The organism is Pantoea sp. FN0302 (genome assembly GCF_050113775.1).
GTDB lineage: Bacteria > Pseudomonadota > Gammaproteobacteria > Enterobacterales > Enterobacteriaceae > Mixta > Mixta alhagi.
Genome location: NZ_JBNJSM010000001.1, coordinates 1437705 through 1454456, shown reverse-complemented (window position 1 = coordinate 1454456; position 16752 = coordinate 1437705). Strand labels below are relative to the sequence as shown.

Sequence of the window (16752 nt, the reverse complement as noted above, 5' to 3'; positions counted from 1 at the left end):
CTCTTCCTGTTCTGCCATTTGGGCGATCTGTTGGTTAATCAGACTATCGGATACGTGAATCGCCGCAGTAAAGCCTGCGGCTATTGCCAGTAGCCACATCAATTTTTTCAGCGTCATGACTTTCTCCATAGCGTTATTTATCTATTAATTTCCGGCTATCGTGGCGCGTTGAAGGCTCCGGTTGAAACACGCAAAATATCCTACAGACAAGGGAATTTTTTGTACAGAATGTTAATGGTTTCAACAGACATAATACGATTTTTAAGCTTTTGCCTATCTCAGGAAGAAGTACGATCAGCTGGCCTGGGCTGAGCTTTATGGAAATAATCGACGCATGACTACTTATCGTATTCGCGTTGGATTCCATAATCCTTCCGCCTTGACTTTTTTGCAGCTGAACGAGCTGCTGGAACCGCGTCGCTTCTGCCGGCTTAGTTCATATGGTGAGAAGTTTCGTTGTTATATTGAATATGAATATCAGTCGGAGGTGCATGACTACTGTTCTGTCTGCCAGCTTGCGTGGACCCAGGCCTGCAAAGTAAAAAGAAATCCGCTGGTACTGGTTGAAGTGAAAAATGTCTGAGACGTGTTGAGGGAAGGGAAGGCGTTCACGCCTTCCTGTGGATCTTAACGATTATTCATTTCTACTGCCCGAAGGCTGGCGGGACGGGAAAAACAGCGCTTTACATAATCTGCTAACGGTTCGCTAAGCGTCAGGCCAGCCGCCTGCGACCAGGCAAGATTATGCGCCAGGAAAATATCGGCCAGGGTAAAGTTTTCACCGGCGATCCAGCGATCCAAACGGGCCTGCGACAGCAGGCGCAGCGCTGTTTGAGCATCAGCCGCAGCGCTTTCGGCAACGGCTTTCACCCGCGCTGATTCAGGCAACAGCAGCTTGTGCTTTAATGTTAACCACACGGGCGCTTCCAGCTCGGTTATTGCAAAGCTTAACCATTGATCGATGATCGCCTGCTCCTCCGGCTGCACCGGATAGAGCACGCGTCCGGCATATTTCGTGCAGATAAATTTACAGATAGCCTGCGTTTCAGCCAGAAAAAATGAGCCATCTTCCAGCACCGGAACTTTACGCTGAGGATGAGGCGATCTTATTCCTGGCTCTCCCGGCTTCAGGGCGACCCGGACGGGCTGATAAGGGAGCTCCATTTCTTCCAGCGTCCATAACACACGCAGCGAGCGGCTTTTAGGATAGGTGTAGATTTTCAGCGTCATTCTCCTCTTATTTAGTTTCCCGTTGCGTCAGCGCAGTCTGACGCGGCAAAACATTGTTAGCAGCTTAGCGTAGCAGAAGAGGAAACCGCTCACACTGCTTAATGATTTGCACAGAGCGTTGCGGATGAGGATGCACTAAAATGAAAGCCTGGAGCCGCGCTCCAGGTTATCAGAAACTATTTAGCTACTGAAAAGCCAAAAGTGGTTTGATCGAGGTGAATATCGCAAACCGCTTTATCTTTGTAAGGCGTATCGTTAGCCGTCATCAGCAGCCATTGCCCGGCTTTCAGAATGGGCAGGCTTAATTTGCCGCTGCTGTCAGTACGATCTTTCATGGCTGCATTTTCATAAGCATAGGTATGCGCCAGGGCCGGGTGGCTCAGGTTGGCATCCACGCTGTGATGATGATGATGGTGGGCATGCGGTTTAGCGGCATCACGCGGAGCTGATAAATCCACCATGGCAATACTCACTTCATGATTAGCCAGCGGTTTTCCGTTAGCTAACAGCGTAAGGGTGAGCGTATCGCCGGTTTTGAGCGTAGCGGGATCGACCTCAGGCACAAATTCCAGTCGGACGCCGGTTGGCTGGGTCAGAGCGCTGTTAGTTCCCGGCGCGCCGACATAACTGACTGTTTTAGCGCTCATGGTGCTTTCCATGCAATAGCTGCCGGCCCACTGAGATTTATTGCTCTGACGCCACTGATATTTCTCACCGTCAGGCTTCAGAGACCAGAAAGCGGGCTTATAGGTGGCCGTCACCAGTACGGATCCGCTGGCGGCGTTGTTCTGACTGAATTTGTACTGTTCGCTGTTAATCGGGAACTCAGTGACTTTGCCATCGCTGCCTGTGACCCTGAGCGGAGCAAACAGCGCCTGACGCGCGGCTAGGATCGGCTCGCCATGCGGGAAATTTTCCCCATATCCCATCTCAATTTGTAGCGGATTGCCTGCCGTGACCGGCGGTACGTTTAACCATAGCTCATGCGCCTGCAGGCCGGTAGAGGTTAGCGCCGTGATGGAAAGCGTGGCACTCAACAGCATATTTTTCATTTTATCTCCTGAACATTCCCAAAGGTTCCAGTTGACCGGGCGCTTAACAGCGTCGAACGCTACAGTCGCCACGGGCGCGAAATGTTATATCATAACAAATTCTCACTGGGTAGCATTGTGATGGGGATTGCTGCAGATAAAACAGGTGGCCGTTGCTAAACAGAAAGCCTCAACTACCGTAGCGCAGGGCTGGCGGTAGTCGGGAGAGAGCAGAAAGTTAATGAAGCTGGTTAATGTGTCTCTTTTTCGCCCAAAAAATAGAATGCCAGCGGTAGAGAAAAGATAAGTGTAATTACCGTGGTGTAAACCAGCACCATTGCGCCCTGCAGGATATACATTTGCATTGACCAGGCTGAGAGCGGCAGGTTGTATTCTTCAATTACGCCGCCAATGGTAGCGCGAATAAGAATTGACAGCGCAATGATAAAAATTACCAGCACCGAAAGCAGAAACTTTTTGCCTTCAGGTTTTTTTAATTTTTCAAGCAACATACAACGCCTCTTTTGCGTTAATAACAGCGATCGTGCTAACCGCTAAGCAAGTATACCGTTTTAGCTGCTGACTATCTCGCCCATTGAACCGATAACCGGGCTCTGGACGCTGCGCCCTGCCTGTAAGAGAGGGCAGGAAAGGCCGTCCAGTACAAATAGCCCGGGCCTGCGTTAACCACTCCAGCCCAGTTGTTGGCTAATGGCACGACGATAGGGTGTATCTAACTGTTGCGGCACCTGAGCAAGGTAGTTACGTGCATGCTCACGCTTCTCGCCCTCCAGGCTACGAAGATAGGCGATGGCATCGTCAATCGTGGGAACTAATCCTTCGTTGTTCGCGCTGCGTGGCGGTAGTGCTGTCCAGATTACCGCATCAATTTGACGCTGCTGCGCCCACTCTGCCAGCGGACCAACAGGCGAACCCTGAGCAATCAGCACGCCGACGCCATCATTTCTGTCTTGCGGGATCTGTTCGCGCTGGCGCAACGCTTCGCAAGCCTGTTCCAACGTATCAACAGCCAACAGCGCCCAGAAAACCTGCACAGCAGGAGCATTAAGACAAACTGCGGTTGCCAGTTCACCATTATCGCCAATGCGGGAGAATTCAATCGGAAGCCAGGGACCATCAGCGTGCCACTCGCCGCTGACTGGTAGCGGATCAGGCTTCCACAGTAGCGAGCCCCAACCCAGACATGCAATATTCATTTTTACTCTCCTGAATCGCTTTAATTATTTTGCCGCTGACAATTTATAGCGCTGAAAGTGCTTCTATCAGCATAGAACGAACCGTGGGGAGTACCAGCTCCGCCCCGGCCGACAGGTTAGTTTTTTTGATACGGGCCGGGTGCAGGCAAATGCATGGGGCAATAACCGGTGAGAGAAGATTTCCGGTGATTAGACCTTTCGATTTGATAGGAAACGCCTTAAATATAATCATAAGGTCCGGGCATTGCCTGGTGCCGTTTAAAGAAATATCTGGCGGTTAAAATGCATGATAATGCGCAAATATGACGGTAACTTTCATCAAGATAATCGGGCTGCAGGCCAGGCGAAGCCAGACAAAATGATGCTGTATAGCATGTCTCAAATGAGAATCTTTATTATTGATATTTGATTTATGCATAAACACCTTCCAGGCTTGTTTAGGCTTTAGACGTTTCAACCTACCAGGCAAGAGAGGAGGATTGTATGTTTCACCACTCATCAAAAATGCAGTTTCCGGTACGAGTAGAAAAACCCGATCCAGAATTCGCGATGCTGCTGCAACAGGCTATCGGCGGGGTAGAAGGCGAAATTCGCGTAGCAATGCAGTATTTCTTCCAGGCAATGGGCGCGCGCGGCGATGCACGTATCAGGGATCTGCTGATGTCTACCGCCACGGAGGAGCTGGGTCATATCGAAATGCTGGCCTATGCCGTCGCGCTGAATCTTGAAGGTGCGCCGCTTTCTTATCAGGAAGCCTCAGCCAAAGATCCAGTGGTGAATGCCATTCTTGGCGGCATGAATCCACGTCATATTCTTTCTTCAGGTCTGGCGGCCATGCCGGTGAATGCTAACGGCATGCCTTTTGATATGAGCCATATCTATGCTTCAGGTAACGTTGCGGCAGATATGCTGGCAAACGTCACGGCCGAGGCGACAGGGCGTGTGCTGGCTACCCGCCTGTATAACATGACTGAAGATAAAGGCATGAAAGATTTCCTGTCCTTCCTGATCGCCCGCGATACCATGCACCAGCAGCAATGGCTGGCGGTGATTGAAGATATGGGTGGTCTGAACGCCTCTCTGCCTATTCCTAACAGCTTCCCACAGGAAAATGAGGCAACAGAGCATTCTTATTATTGTCTGAACACGTCTCTGGATAAACCGTTGCCGAAAGGTCGCTGGAGCGAAGGCCCTTCTTATGATGGCAAAGGGCAGTTTACCGCTAAAGAAAAACCTGAAATCCTTGGTGATGAGCCGTTACTGGGGCCAGCCCGTCCGGGATCTGGCGCGCAGAGTGAGCAGATTTCCGGTACGGTACCGCCAGCGGGCACGGTTAAATAAGCTGAACGCTGATTAGCGCTGTTCATTTTGCAAGCTGCACAAGGCCACCCTGCGGTGGCCTTATTTTTTGCTGTAAAAAAAGAGCATGCTTCTTTTTTCTGGCTTCTGTGCCAATATTGTTACGGGTTGAAATCATCGCTGTGGAGGCGGCCATGCTGGAATTAAGACCGAATTGCGAGTGCTGTGATTGCGATCTCCCACCGGAATCACCGCTGGCAATGATCTGCTCTTTTGAATGTACTTTCTGTCGCAGCTGCGCCACAACCCGGCTTCAGGAGCGATGCCCTAACTGCGGAGGTGAGCTGGTACGTCGACCTGTCAGGCCGCGTAATAAACTACTCGCTCATCCTGCCGCTACGAAAAGGGTGGTTTCGCCCTGTTAAAGCCGTGTTCTGGCTGCGTTAATCTCACATAAATAAGCGTGTAGCCGTGGTCTGCAGGCCATGCCGTTATTTGCCCGTTACCCAGTCGGGTGGTTAGCAATAACGGCTAACGCCGTAATTTTACCTCCTTTAACATGATGCGACCTGTCTGTGGCGCAGCGCAGTATTAATTTCTGCCACCACGTAATAATAGTTCCAGCGCCTGACGATAGAATTGAAGCCTGTCGCGATCATTTTCTGTTTCAATCTTTTCTAACAGGCTGGCAATGATGTTTTTTTCACTACGTCCATGTTTTTTGGTGGCCATCTTTTCCAGCAGCGTACGCAATATCTCTTCATTAGGGCTTTCTTTTGTCGCTGACTGTTTAAAGTAGTTGACGATCTGACTTTCAATTCCTTGTTCCTGATTCACAGTGCATCTCCGGTGAATAATATATCGTTATAAAGTTAAAAAAAGGTAACGTTTCACATGCGTTTGTTATCTGAAAGTAACCTCATGAAAATCGCGACAATATACCCATGTCTATTATAAGGTTATGACATGATATTTTATCGTCCGGTGCTGAAGTTATATCGCAAAATCAATATTTATCCATTTTTTATTAAGTAATTTTCTTACTGATTTCTGATGCAGGTAACTAGTATAGTCTGCTAATAATTTCTTTCTAATCTATTTGTTAGCTTAGGATTAGTTGCCGCAAATTTATTGATTTCATTTAGGTTGTTTATTGTTAATTCAGAAAGGCTTTAAACCATGATTAAGTGGGGTTAAGATCTTTTAAAGGCTATTTCTTTTTAATAACGTGAATTTTATGAAAATAAATTATGCAGAATATGTTGCTTAGTTAATGTCAAGTAGTGTCCTTAAACGTCATTGTTTATCTACTAAAGAAAGTTAATTAGATAAACCCTGGTTTTATTGATCTCTGTTTAATTTTATTTAAATAGTAAGAATTTTCCTTTCAAACATTAGCGAAGTGAAATAGTATTTCACCCACAGTTAAACATAACTGTATAGTTACATGGAATTGCTAAGTTAGCGATATTTAATGGATTTTTACGAGTGAGAGAGGGCGGCATGCATTATAACGTCATGGATTCTCTGATGTGTCCTTTAACAGGAACGGTTTTTAGCGGCGTTATAACCAGGAAAAACCTGAAGTTAATTATCTGGTATCAGGGAGAGACAATCGTTCAGGCTGGAGATGTACTATCCTCGACTGGAAAAGAATTACTGGTCAATGGTATAGCCAGCAATGTAAAGATTATTACCGTATTTCCTTTTAATCGCGCAAACTGGGCATTACTGTCCAGCCGCACTGGATGTCCGGCAAATGGAACGCGGCCACCTTCAGCCTGTCATCGTCCCGGAACATGTCGTTTTGCATCTTGTCCATATGGATTAGAAAAGTTGGCCGCAGTGGAGGAATGAAATAATATCAGGGCAACGGCAATCTTCCTCGTTCTTTTAATTTTTAATGGCATACATTATGGAAGATGCTGTTGTTCCTAAAGTTAATTTTGGCCTCAATTTTTAGCAATTTGGCTACTCTGACTCACCTGATATAGATCTCTCCGTAGCGGATCATAAACCTTTTAACGCAGAGGCAAGGTACGCGACTTTCTCTTTGTGCCAGATGTTAAAGCGCGATCAGTGTGAAACGAAAGGGCATTTTGTTATTCGGCACTTATGCTTATAAGCACAGGTGATGTGTGATTGCTGGCTATTACCAGGGCAGTTTTTATTGTAGTCATAGAGATTTTGCCAATACACTGCCCGAAATATAGAAACGTCAAGCATAGTAAAAGGCTGAATATACCCATTAACGATCAAACCATTCTCAGTTGTTTCCAGCCTGTCGCCGGGGAAGAGGTAAGACTCTGAACCGTACCATAAAACAAACTTCAGATTATAGGGCGAACTGACAAGCGAAAAAACGGTATCTGAATCGGGGCTGACAATAGAGTCAAGTACATACCAAACCATAACTGCTCCATTAAACGACAACAAAAAAATCCTGCTTTTTGAGTGTGAGAGTCTCGACTCTACTCAAGAGATTATAGTCAGAATTTACTGTTCTTCTTGAAAATCAGTTAATTTATTGCAACTTTTAAGCAGCCAGGATTTAACTTATTGATTATTTTGCGAAATGAAATAAGTGGTTATTGTGTAAAAGTGATGCAGAAGGAAGAGTGAGATACAGGACAAAACGCCAGGCGGAAATTTTTTGGAAAGCTCTCATACCTGTACTTTAAGAGAGTTGATACATAAGTTATTTTAAAGGAATATAGACCTCGTTGATTGCGGGCAGCCTAAAGCCGTTCAGGCCGCCCGGCAACAGCAAAGCCGTTACAGCATCATTTTGCTGTTCGGCGCAAAAAGCCATACGGCTGCCGCACCAGGGAAACCTTTCTGGAAACAGCACTACGCTTTTCTGGAAAAAACTATAAAAATTAATAGATATTAAGGCCGCCTTTGGGTGGCCTTTTTAATTTCATACTCCGTCCCAGAGTGTTGAACTGCGTGGCCGCTCCTTTTCCGTTTCGCCGTGCTCGCCCGATCTGACGTTACCGGCGGACTGGGCGATAAAAATAAAAATTACCAAGCACAAGACAGCATCAAGGAAGGGTGCTAAGCTGGTGAATCACTCAATAAATATTAAGGCTTTCTTATTTTAACTATTAAATACCGATGCTCTCGTTGTCAGGGTCATCAATGTCGTATCTCGTTGTTCGACGTCTCAATGCGTAACCCCCATGGCGCCATCTGCATCTTTTGTAAATCCCCCATGCTTGTAAGTTACCTGACGTCCCAGGCTGCCTGAATCGTTTCTTTTGTTGTCCTTTCCCTGAAAAGCGGGTTCTCTGCGTTTTGCTGATGCCCGGCGACTTGAAGTGTGGGACACCTGCAACCATATTTAATCTTAATCATCAGATCAGGAGGAAATCATGGCCAGCGGTTGGGCTTCTGACGAAGCCGTAAATGAACAGATTGATAGCACCATCAATGATGGCGTAGAGCGGGTCCGTCAGGCTCTTGGACAGGGCGAAAGTGAACGTTACTGTCAGGAGTGTGGCGAGGAAATCTCTGAAGCAAGACGAAAGGCGCTTAAAGGCGTACGCTTTTGTCTTGCTTGCCAAAGTGAGATGGATAAGAAACAACAAAACCTCAGCCTTTATAATCGGCGCGGCAGTAAAGACAGCCAGCTACGCTAATCGTATGGAAGGCAAAATAAGCCACCGATAAATAATCCTTGCGGTTATTGCTTTGCCTTTACAGGGTAAACAACAACCCTTTGTCTCTTTTTCCCCTCGTAACGCCCGAACCCCTTGTCAGACGCCCTTTACCGGCTATACATCTTATTTTTTAACACCTCTTATTTTCTTGGCGTCAGCAGATAATCGGGATGCTTCCCCGCCAGCAAAAGCAGCAGTTCATATTCACCCTGACTTAGTCCTCCGTTCTTGCTGGCTTCCGCTTCCGACTCTTTCTTTTGCCATACACGCAAACTGTAATCAAAGCGTTCTGCCGCTTCCGCCTGCGTCAGGCCAGCTGCCTGACGCGTGGTTTTAATGGTGGCACCGGTCGCAGGGATCATGGACAGTACTTTCAGAGGCATCGCATTCTCCACAACAATTTATAATAAGTTTTTTCCTAAGCATTAACACGGACGCTTCCGGTGTCAAGGCAAGCTAAATTGTTATAGTTTTATAATTAATTGATATTACAGTTGTTGGCTTATTTTTAGACATTATCAAATTTTAAATTTCAGTTAATACTGAAAAAGCAGAGATTTAGCGAAGCGGTAAAATGATCTATCGCCTGTGAAAGGCGATTTTCGCCTTTACGCGCTGCGTTTGATCAAAACCACCTGTTACGTTTACTGTGATTGTATACAGTTTTTATCAGGGTTATTTGTTATGGATTTCATCAGATCTGCTGAACTGCGTGCTATTTTGCATTTGCCGCTGTTTATCGGGCGGGTAGCATGTGGTTTTCCCTCTCCGGCGCAGGATCATATTGAACAGCGTCTTGATCTCAACGATCTGTTAGTGCAGCGACCCAGCGCCACCTGTTTTGTCAGGATAAGCGGCGATTCAATGATCGAGGGCGGCATCAGTGATGGTGATATGCTGGTGGTGGGTTGTTCGCTAACCTCAGAGCATGAAGATATTGTGATAGCGGCGGTAGTAGGGGAGTTTACAGTAAAAAGCTCCAGCTACGGCCGAATGTGCAACTGGTGCCGATGAATCCGGCTTATCGGCCTATTGTTTTGAATAGCGAAAAGGGGCTGCAAATTTTTGGCGTGGTGATCTTTACCATCAAAGTGGTGAAATAGACCCAGAGCAAACCACGCCTTGCCAGCCACGCAATCCCTTTGCGTCAGTTTTGCTCAGACACTAATATCACGAGCGTATCGGGTTCCCGCTTACCAGCGCCGGGATGGTGACCTCCCTGATGCGCTGTGTGAGTGTGATGTAAAGTAAGCGTAAAACCAGGCGCAGAAAATCAGCGGCGCGGAAACAGCGTTATGCTTACGCCGCCGCGCCGAAGAAAAACAGGTTAGTTTCTTTTACTTAAGCTCATGCCGTCATTATTTAAGCTGATGCCGGCATCATATTCTTTATTCAACCGACGCGCCTGATAAAAAACGGACTGCCAGTAAGGATTGTCCAGCGAGGAGCGAATCACGCCTTTGCTGGTGGAAGCATGCAGGAAATGCCGGTCGGTATCGTAAAAGCCGACATGCATTCCGCCATTGATGCGGAAGAAAACTAAATCACCGGGGCGCAATTGCGTTGGCTTAACATGCGTGCCCATATGAATAAGCTCGCGCGTAGTGAGCCGTTCAACCGGTAAATTAAAGCGGTCTTTTAACGTTCTCCAGACAAAGCCAGAGCAATCCACGCCTGATAATTTCGTGCCGCCCCATTCATAAGGCGTGCCGTGCCAGGTATGCATTTGATCGTGCAGAGCCGCAATCACTGGAATCAAATCAGCCTGATCGCCTTGCGCGCTGGCATCGGCTGAATCCTGCGCTGTTGCTGAGTTTTTACCCGGAGATGAAGAACAACCGGCAAGAGCAATAAAAGAGACAAGCAATAACGTTTGAGCCAGTTTGCGATTCATTTTTATTAGCACGCTAGATTAAGGGGAAAAGTTCTGAATATTCTGTTTTATAACTGAAAGAAGCGCTACCCAGAAACTTAACTTTTTCTTTTACGTTAATTTACCAGAAACCGGCCGGAAAGCGCCGGTTCTACAGCTTTTCTGCTGGATTAGCGCTTTATGTTGCTAAAATTATGTTACACATTAAGCACAAACAAACTGCTCGCTACCGGACATTACGCCTGCGTTTGGCAACGGTGCGTGAGGTTAGTAAGGGCTGGCGGTAGGGCGCACAATGATTTCACTGACGTCCACTTCATCAGGCTAAGCGATGGCATATGACATTGCGCGGGCAATGCTCTCTGGTTGCAGTGCTACCTGCCGGAAGGTCTGCATCGCCTGGCGCGCTGTGTCATCGCTGATAATATCGGCCAGCTCCGACTCAACCACGCCCGGCGAGATCACTGTTACCCGAATTTTATTGGTTTCCTGCCGCAGCCCGTCAGAGATGGCGCGAACGGCATATTTGCTGGCGCAATAAACGGCAGCGGTGGGCGAGACGCTGTGAGCGCCAATGGAGGCAACATTGATAATATGGCCGTACGCCTGCGCCTGCATAGCCGGAAGCACCGCTGCAATGCCATACAGCACTCCGCGCACGTTAACATCCAGCGTCAACTCCCATTCCTCTACCTTCAGCGCTGACAGCGGCGACAGCGGCATCACCCCCGCGTTATTAATCAGCACATCGATGCGGCCATATTTTTCCATGGCCAGACCGGCTAACCGCTGCAGCGCGCTACGCTCCAGCACATCACACTGTAACGCATCAATGCTTGCCCCTTCGGCGCGCAGTTCGGCGCACAGCGTTTCAAGACGATCGAGACGGCGTGCGCCTACAATCAGCATATGGCCTTCAGCCGCCAGCAGGCGGGCAGTTGCTTCACCGATACCGCTGCTGGCGCCGGTCAGAATGATGACTTTGTTGTTTCCACAAATTGTCTGGCTCATGGTTTTACGCTCCATAAAATCGTTGAGCCTTCAGCTTAAAAACATCCCACCATCCCGGATAGCGCTATTCCTCACTAAGTATTGCCTGATTATCTCGTTATCACTGCGACCGCTATTGCTGGCAAATAGAAAGAGGCTAATATTGCCTGACCTCTTATCGTCGGGACGATAACGGAATGATGTCAGCTATACAGCAGCAAATTTGCCAGTCTCTTCAGGTGCTGGCACCGCAGGAAGGCTATACCGCTTCGCTGCTGGAGGAGGTGCGTTTTATGCGTGCGGACCAGCCCATCGAACGTACACCAGTGCTCTATGAACCCAGCATTATTATTGTTTGCCAGGGGCGTAAGCGAGGCTATCTCGCCGATCGCATCTGGCACTATGATGCGCAGCAGTTTCTGGTGCTCTCAGTGCCTTTACCTTTTTCTTCAGAAACAGAAGCGACGCCGGAAGAGCCGATGCTGGCCGTGGCGGTAAAGCTTAACCTGGCGCTGGCGACGGAGCTTCTTATGCTGGTTGGGGAGTCGGGAAAGCAGCTTGCTTCTGCACCGGAAGGGATGGTTTCAACGCCGCTTGATGCGCCTTTGCTGGATGTGTTGCATCGGCTGCTGAAGGCGCTGCAATCTCCGCTGGAAACCAGGGCGCTGGGCGCATCGTTGCTACGCGAACTCTATTTTCGTGTTCTGATGAGCGAGCAGGGCGGCGCTATCCGCGCTGCGCTAGCCTGTCAGGGGCACTTTGGTCGCATTGCGCGTGCGCTAAATCATATACATCAGCAGTGGCAAAGCCCGTTAAATGTGCCCATGCTGGCGGAAAAAGCAGGAATGAGCGTGCCGCGTTTTCATATTCATTTCAAGGCTATTACCCACACATCGCCGATACAGTACATTAAATCTGTCAGGCTACATCAGGCCCGGCTGATGATGATACGCAGCAATCTCCCCGCTGCAAAAACTGCGCTGCAGGTAGGCTATGAAAGCGCATCGCAGTTTAACCGTGAATTTCGTCGTTTCTTTGGCCGTAGCCCAGGCGACGAGACTCGTCGGATGAAACAGGCCCTTGCTTTACTACCGCCTGCCGAGTTGGAAAGGCAGGCGATTTCCCATTGATAAGCGACTGGCGGAACGTTTCTGCCATTAGCGAGTAGTGGTCAGTCTGACGCAGCGCTGAATAATGGTTTCCAGGCAGGCCCGCAGCTTGCGGGCAGACGTCTTCACTGTGCCCCGATGAGCAGGCAATGATGCGTTAGCGGCTGCGTTCGATCGTCGTGATAATCAGTGCGGTAAGCTCCTGCAATCCTTCCTGCTGACTGATATCACCACAAATCACCGCACTGGAAATGGCATCTGCCGCCCCCAGCAATCCCCACATGGTAGCCAGAGGAATGCCGGAGGGCGCAACAAAGGCTGCAAACCAGCTGCGAAACTTTTCGATAAAATTGAGCTGATACTGGCGTTTAACCTCGGCAAGTTCCGGGGTGCTGTCCAGCGAAGAGAGAACATCAGGGATTTCGCGTCCCTGCGTCAGCACACAATTCACATAACTGGCGGCCATCACCGCAGCTTTGTCCTGTAGCCTGTGGCCCGCCGCCGCCATAGCCGCATCGAAAAGCGCGTTCTGACGAATATCAAAATCTTCGTACAGCGCAGCCAGCAAGCCGTGACGCGTACTGAAGTGATCGTACACTACCGGCTTGCTGACGCCTGCTTGTTCAGCCACGCGGCCCAGCGTGAGCGCATCGGTGCCTTCCTGGCGTACCAGATCCCATGCAACGCTTAACAGCTGCTGTCGTCTGGCCTGATGAGTCATACGCTGGCGTGAAGCCTGATTCATATCTTTTCCTTCTGTTCAAACAACTGTCGGCCAAGATTATAGGCCAGGGTGTAATGCGCGTCGGGATAGTTTTCATCGGCAGGCAGCAGCAGTTCGCTGGTTATCACCGGCGCGCCGCAGTAGCCAAAAATACCCAGGTCAATTTGGGTGCGCATGCTGCTGAAATAACCGCGACGGAGATAAGTGCGTGGGGTGGCTGCGCCCAGCGCCAGAAGATGCACCTGCAGATGTCCAAGCTTGCCAGTGACCTTATCCCCGGCTTCTTCATATGCCCAGCCCTGGGTAAACACCCGGTCGATCCAGCCTTTTAGCTGTGCCGGAAATGACCACCAGTAAACGGGATAGACCAGCACCAGCGCATTAGCACGGTTTAGCCGCTGCTGTTCGGCCAGCGCATCAGCAGGTAATGGCGAGCCATGTTTAAACTGCTCGTAGTCAGCCAGGCTGAAACACGGATCGAACTGCTCCGCAGCGAGGTTGACCTGCTCAAAAGTATGTGTGCCGCTGGCGGCAACGCCCTGGGCCACCTGTGAAGCTATCGCCTGGGTATGTGACTGACTATCGGGATGGGCATAAACGATCAGTGCGTGCATATCAATGACCTCATTTTCAGGTTACCTACCAACAGTAAGTTACTAATGGTAGGTTAATGGCGCACGTCTGGCAAGTCCGTTTCTGGCTGGCTTTAGCTTTGCAGATAGAATAAGCGCCAGCGCGATCTTTGATGGACTTCAAACAATCATAATTCCCTATGACCGGGCGTAAAATTTTTGTTGCACGCCGTTATCACTTATTTCACGATGGTAGAACGTTCTAATAAAACGTTCTACTTACAATAACAGCGCGTTTTTAGCGCAGGTAACGGCCTTAACCCGGGGAAGAAAATGAGTGTAATATCAGGGTTTGTGAAGTCGCTGTCTAAGCTTTCTATGATTGGGCGCGCATTGATGCTGCCTATCTCTCTGTTGCCCGCCGCCGGGCTGCTGCTGGCGTTCGGGGATAAGTTTCACTTACCGTTAATGATGAATGCGGGCGGGGTGATTTTCGATAACCTGCCGCTGCTGTTTGCTATTGGCTCCGCCGTGGGGCTGGCTTCTGAATCAGGGATTGCTGCACTCTCGGCTGCCGTCTCGGTGTTTATTACCAATATGACGATCGGCACCGTATTGTCGATTACCCCCGAAATGGCTGCACAGGGCGGAAAGTATGCAATGGTGGTCGGCATTCCTACGCTGCAAATGGGCGTATTCGGCGGCCTGCTGTGCGGCATTCTGGCAGCCTGGTGCTACAACCGTTTTCACACCATTCAGTTGCCGGAGTTTCTCGGCTTTTTCTCAGGCAAACGCTTTGTCGCTATTGCCACCGCGTTTCTCTCTTTCCTGCTGGGTCTGCTGTTGCCTTATATCTGGCAATATATTCAGTCCGGTATTGATGCGCTGTCGCTAGTGGTCAACGGCGATAACCAGGCAGCATCGACGTTTATTTTCGGGCTGGTGGAACGTGCGCTGATCCCGCTTGGGCTGCATCATATCTGGTATCCCTCTTTCTGGTATTCGTTCGGGGATTACACGACCCAGGCGGGGCAGGTTATTCATGGCGACCAGACCATCTGGTTTAAAATGCTGGAAGAGGGCACAAAATCTTTTAGCAGCGATACTTACCAGAATGCCGGTAAATTCATGCAGGGCGAATTCCCGTTAATGTTGTTTGCACTGCCGGCGGCCTGCCTGGCGATGTACCATGAGGCGCAAACCAAAAACAAAAAAATCGCTGCGGGGATCCTGTTCTCTGCTGCGCTGACCTGCTTCCTGACCGGGATTACCGAACCGGTTGAATTTACCTTTATTTTTGTCGCGCCGATCCTCTATGTGTTTAACGCAGTGATGGCCGGGCTCTCCTATATGTGTATGTATCTGATGCATGCGCATATCGCCAAATCTTTCTCTGCCGGGCTGATTGACTATATTTCGTTTGGCATCCTGCCCTCGTTTAACGGGTATCAGACTAACTTCCTTAATGCCATCATCATCGGGGTGCCGATGGGGCTGATTTACTACGTTACTTTCCGCTTTGTGATCCGCCGTTTTGATATCAAAACCCCGGGTCGGGCAGATGTCACTGCCGATGCCAGTGATAAAACAGACGACGAACTGGCTACGGAGATCATTGCTCTGCTGGGCGGCGCGCGCAATATTGATTCCGTGGGCGCCTGCATTACTCGTCTGCGTCTTGAAGTTGCCCAGGGCGGGCAGGTGGATAAAGATGGGCTGAACGCACTGGGGGCGCGTGGCGTGGTCTTTGTCGGTGAGAGAGGCATTCAGGTGATCTTTGGCGCACGGGCGCAGTTTATCGCCCAGAAACTGTCTCTGATGCTGGGCAAATAAGCGAGGCGGGCAGTAAAAAAAGCCTCCTGACTTTTCTCAGGAGGCTTTACTCTGGCGGATAAGCCGCACCTTCAGGGAGAAAATGTGAAAAGGGTTAGCATCGTTGAGGTCGCTAAACAGGCTGGCGTGTCGGTTTCAACCGTCTCGCTGGTGCTGCGTCAGAAAGGAAAAATTTCCGCTGCCACCATAGCGCGGGTGCATGAAGCGATGAGTGCGCTGGGCTATGTGCATAATGTGGCCGCCGCCAATCTGCGCGCCAATACTTCCAACCTGATTGGCCTGATTGTGCCTGATTTCAGCGACAGCTTTGCTGTTAAAGTGATGGCGAGTATCGTGCAGGAGCTGGAACGCCAGCACTATATGGTATTTCTGCGACAGCCACAGGATGAAGGCGACGCGCTTGAGCGTTGTCTGCTCTCCTTCAAACAGCAGGGCGTCGCGGGGGTGATCTATCTGGCATCAGATGTCACTGCCGCCTTGCTGCCGGAAAAGATCCGCTGCTGTGCGCTGCCGCTGGTGGTGGTTTCGCAATCCCTGCAACAGGATGGCTGTAATTTAGTGATGCGAGATAACCGGCAGGCAGCCTCTCTGGCTACCCGCTATCTGATTGAACGCGGACACCGTAATATCGCCTATATCGGCGGCACGGAGAACGATCGGATTCGCCAGCAGCGTCTGTTGGGTTTTAGCAGCGCCCTGGCACAGTACGGGATGGCGCTTCGGGAGACATTAACGCCCGCCTGCGCTGAAAGTACCCAGGCGGCAAGCCAGGTAACGCGTCATCTGCTGGAGAATAACAACACGATTACAGCGCTGCTCTGTCATTCACCCAATGCGATGATTGGCAGTATCAGCGCCATTTATCAGGTTGGTCGTACGCCTGGCAAAGATGTGTTTCTCACGCAACAGGTGGCGCTGCTCGGCTTCGAAGATATGCTGCATGTTAACCTTACCTCGCCATCCTTCACCTATGTCTCCTCTGCCAGCGAAGAGACAGGCCGACAGGCCGCTGCCCTGATCTTGCGCAAGCTGAGCGAGCCGGATCTCCCTCCGCAACGCATCACGCTTTCCGGCCAACTGGTGGTGCGGGAATCAGCATAAAGCCAAAACAGACGGAAGGTTTCCAGGGCGTTGGCGTCAGGCGTGTTATCTCACCGGTCAGCATCTCGATCTGCACGCTTTATAAGCAGTTTGGTTCGCATAAATCAGAAG

The 16752-nt window shown here is 49.7% G+C and carries 20 protein-coding genes and 1 pseudogene; 10 read left to right on the top strand and 11 right to left on the bottom strand.

Features of this window, described 5'->3' with window-relative positions:
* Nucleotides 1–334: 334 nt before the first annotated feature.
* The gene (locus ACQE32_RS06750) at nucleotides 335–583 is read left to right on the top strand and encodes a hypothetical protein (RefSeq protein WP_427021521.1); all 249 of its coding nucleotides are present in this window, start codon (nucleotides 335–337) and stop codon (nucleotides 581–583) included.
* 44 nt (nucleotides 584–627) lie between these two features.
* Here the strand turns inward: ACQE32_RS06750 and ACQE32_RS06745 are convergent, their stop codons facing one another.
* From ACQE32_RS06745 to ACQE32_RS06730, 4 genes are all read right to left on the bottom strand, one after another.
* Nucleotides 628–1230, bottom strand: coding sequence for a glutathione S-transferase family protein (locus ACQE32_RS06745; protein WP_426972938.1), 603 nt, complete (start codon nucleotides 1228–1230; stop codon nucleotides 628–630).
* A gap of 176 nt (nucleotides 1231–1406) precedes the next feature.
* Nucleotides 1407–2282 carry a DUF4198 domain-containing protein gene (locus tag ACQE32_RS06740; RefSeq protein WP_427021520.1) on the bottom strand — a complete coding sequence of 292 codons (876 nt, stop codon included), beginning with the start codon at nucleotides 2280–2282 and terminating at the stop codon, nucleotides 1407–1409.
* Between the two features lie 230 nt (nucleotides 2283–2512).
* Nucleotides 2513–2773 (bottom strand): DUF2534 family protein, encoded by a 261-nt coding sequence (locus ACQE32_RS06735; protein ID WP_250652441.1) that lies wholly within the window; start codon nucleotides 2771–2773, stop codon nucleotides 2513–2515.
* 171 nt (nucleotides 2774–2944) lie between these two features.
* The gene (locus ACQE32_RS06730) at nucleotides 2945–3478 is read right to left on the bottom strand and encodes a hypothetical protein (RefSeq protein WP_427021519.1); all 534 of its coding nucleotides are present in this window, start codon (nucleotides 3476–3478) and stop codon (nucleotides 2945–2947) included.
* A gap of 483 nt (nucleotides 3479–3961) precedes the next feature.
* Between ACQE32_RS06730 and ACQE32_RS06725 the strand changes: the two genes are divergently transcribed.
* Nucleotides 3962–4819: a manganese catalase family protein gene (locus ACQE32_RS06725; protein WP_426972933.1), complete on the top strand. Its 858-nt coding sequence runs from the start codon at nucleotides 3962–3964 to the stop codon at nucleotides 4817–4819.
* 22 nt (nucleotides 4820–4841) lie between these two features.
* Here the strand turns inward: ACQE32_RS06725 and ACQE32_RS06720 are convergent, their stop codons facing one another.
* Nucleotides 4842–5081: a hypothetical protein gene (locus ACQE32_RS06720; RefSeq protein ID WP_426973094.1), complete on the bottom strand. Its 240-nt coding sequence runs from the start codon at nucleotides 5079–5081 to the stop codon at nucleotides 4842–4844.
* Here ACQE32_RS06720 and ACQE32_RS06715 point away from each other — a divergent pair.
* Nucleotides 4972–5202: a DUF1272 domain-containing protein gene (locus ACQE32_RS06715; protein WP_250652444.1), complete on the top strand. Its 231-nt coding sequence runs from the start codon at nucleotides 4972–4974 to the stop codon at nucleotides 5200–5202. The genes ACQE32_RS06720 and ACQE32_RS06715 overlap by 110 nt on opposite strands.
* Before the next feature lie 166 nt (nucleotides 5203–5368).
* Here the strand turns inward: ACQE32_RS06715 and ACQE32_RS06710 are convergent, their stop codons facing one another.
* Nucleotides 5369–5614: a biofilm development regulator YmgB/AriR family protein gene (locus ACQE32_RS06710; protein WP_426972932.1), complete on the bottom strand. Its 246-nt coding sequence runs from the start codon at nucleotides 5612–5614 to the stop codon at nucleotides 5369–5371.
* Nucleotides 5615–6280: 666 nt separating this feature from the next.
* Here ACQE32_RS06710 and ACQE32_RS06705 point away from each other — a divergent pair.
* The 3 genes from ACQE32_RS06705 (at nucleotide 6281) to ACQE32_RS06695 (ending at nucleotide 8418) form a co-directional block, all read left to right on the top strand.
* Entirely contained in the window at nucleotides 6281–6634 is a 354-nt protein-coding gene (locus ACQE32_RS06705; protein ID WP_426972931.1) for an anti-adapter protein IraM, read from the top strand.
* A 1240-nt stretch (nucleotides 6635–7874) separates the two neighbouring features.
* Nucleotides 7875–8027 carry a hypothetical protein gene (locus ACQE32_RS06700; protein ID WP_418304160.1) on the top strand — a complete coding sequence of 51 codons (153 nt, stop codon included), beginning with the start codon at nucleotides 7875–7877 and terminating at the stop codon, nucleotides 8025–8027.
* A 124-nt stretch (nucleotides 8028–8151) separates the two neighbouring features.
* Nucleotides 8152–8418, top strand: coding sequence for a DksA/TraR family C4-type zinc finger protein (locus ACQE32_RS06695; protein WP_085072010.1), 267 nt, complete (start codon nucleotides 8152–8154; stop codon nucleotides 8416–8418).
* Nucleotides 8419–8579: 161 nt separating this feature from the next.
* Here ACQE32_RS06695 and ACQE32_RS06690 read toward each other — a convergent pair whose 3' ends face one another.
* Nucleotides 8580–8822, bottom strand: coding sequence for a helix-turn-helix domain-containing protein (locus tag ACQE32_RS06690; protein WP_085072009.1), 243 nt, complete (start codon nucleotides 8820–8822; stop codon nucleotides 8580–8582).
* A 301-nt stretch (nucleotides 8823–9123) separates the two neighbouring features.
* On the opposite strand from ACQE32_RS06690, the pseudogene umuD reads away from it, so the two are divergent.
* Nucleotides 9124–9542 (top strand): annotated as a pseudogene (gene umuD / locus ACQE32_RS06685) (translesion error-prone DNA polymerase V autoproteolytic subunit).
* Between the two features lie 224 nt (nucleotides 9543–9766).
* On the opposite strand, the gene ACQE32_RS06680 reads toward umuD, so the two are convergent.
* Together ACQE32_RS06680 and ACQE32_RS06675 are read right to left on the bottom strand one after the other, a co-directional pair.
* Nucleotides 9767–10333, bottom strand: coding sequence for a C40 family peptidase (locus ACQE32_RS06680; protein ID WP_426972929.1), 567 nt, complete (start codon nucleotides 10331–10333; stop codon nucleotides 9767–9769).
* A gap of 303 nt (nucleotides 10334–10636) precedes the next feature.
* Nucleotides 10637–11323: an SDR family oxidoreductase gene (locus ACQE32_RS06675; protein ID WP_427021518.1), complete on the bottom strand. Its 687-nt coding sequence runs from the start codon at nucleotides 11321–11323 to the stop codon at nucleotides 10637–10639.
* Between the two features lie 176 nt (nucleotides 11324–11499).
* Here ACQE32_RS06675 and ACQE32_RS06670 point away from each other — a divergent pair, with 176 nt between their 5' ends.
* The gene (locus ACQE32_RS06670) at nucleotides 11500–12432 is read left to right on the top strand and encodes an AraC family transcriptional regulator (protein ID WP_250652450.1); all 933 of its coding nucleotides are present in this window, start codon (nucleotides 11500–11502) and stop codon (nucleotides 12430–12432) included.
* 136 nt (nucleotides 12433–12568) lie between these two features.
* On the opposite strand, the gene ACQE32_RS06665 is transcribed toward ACQE32_RS06670, so the two are convergent.
* Nucleotides 12569–13156 carry a TetR/AcrR family transcriptional regulator gene (locus ACQE32_RS06665; RefSeq protein WP_427021517.1) on the bottom strand — a complete coding sequence of 196 codons (588 nt, stop codon included), beginning with the start codon at nucleotides 13154–13156 and terminating at the stop codon, nucleotides 12569–12571.
* Nucleotides 13153–13749 carry an NAD(P)H-dependent oxidoreductase gene (locus tag ACQE32_RS06660; protein WP_427021516.1) on the bottom strand — a complete coding sequence of 199 codons (597 nt, stop codon included), beginning with the start codon at nucleotides 13747–13749 and terminating at the stop codon, nucleotides 13153–13155. The genes ACQE32_RS06665 and ACQE32_RS06660 overlap by 4 nt, the downstream gene beginning before the upstream one ends.
* A 291-nt stretch (nucleotides 13750–14040) precedes the next feature.
* Here ACQE32_RS06660 and ACQE32_RS06655 point away from each other — a divergent pair, with 291 nt between their 5' ends.
* Both ACQE32_RS06655 and ACQE32_RS06650 read left to right on the top strand, forming a co-directional pair.
* The gene (locus ACQE32_RS06655; RefSeq protein ID WP_427021515.1) at nucleotides 14041–15540 is read left to right on the top strand and encodes a PTS transporter subunit EIIC; all 1500 of its coding nucleotides are present in this window, start codon (nucleotides 14041–14043) and stop codon (nucleotides 15538–15540) included.
* An 84-nt stretch (nucleotides 15541–15624) separates the two neighbouring features.
* The gene (locus ACQE32_RS06650; protein ID WP_426972915.1) at nucleotides 15625–16641 is read left to right on the top strand and encodes a substrate-binding domain-containing protein; all 1017 of its coding nucleotides are present in this window, start codon (nucleotides 15625–15627) and stop codon (nucleotides 16639–16641) included.
* Nucleotides 16642–16752 lie beyond the last annotated feature (111 nt).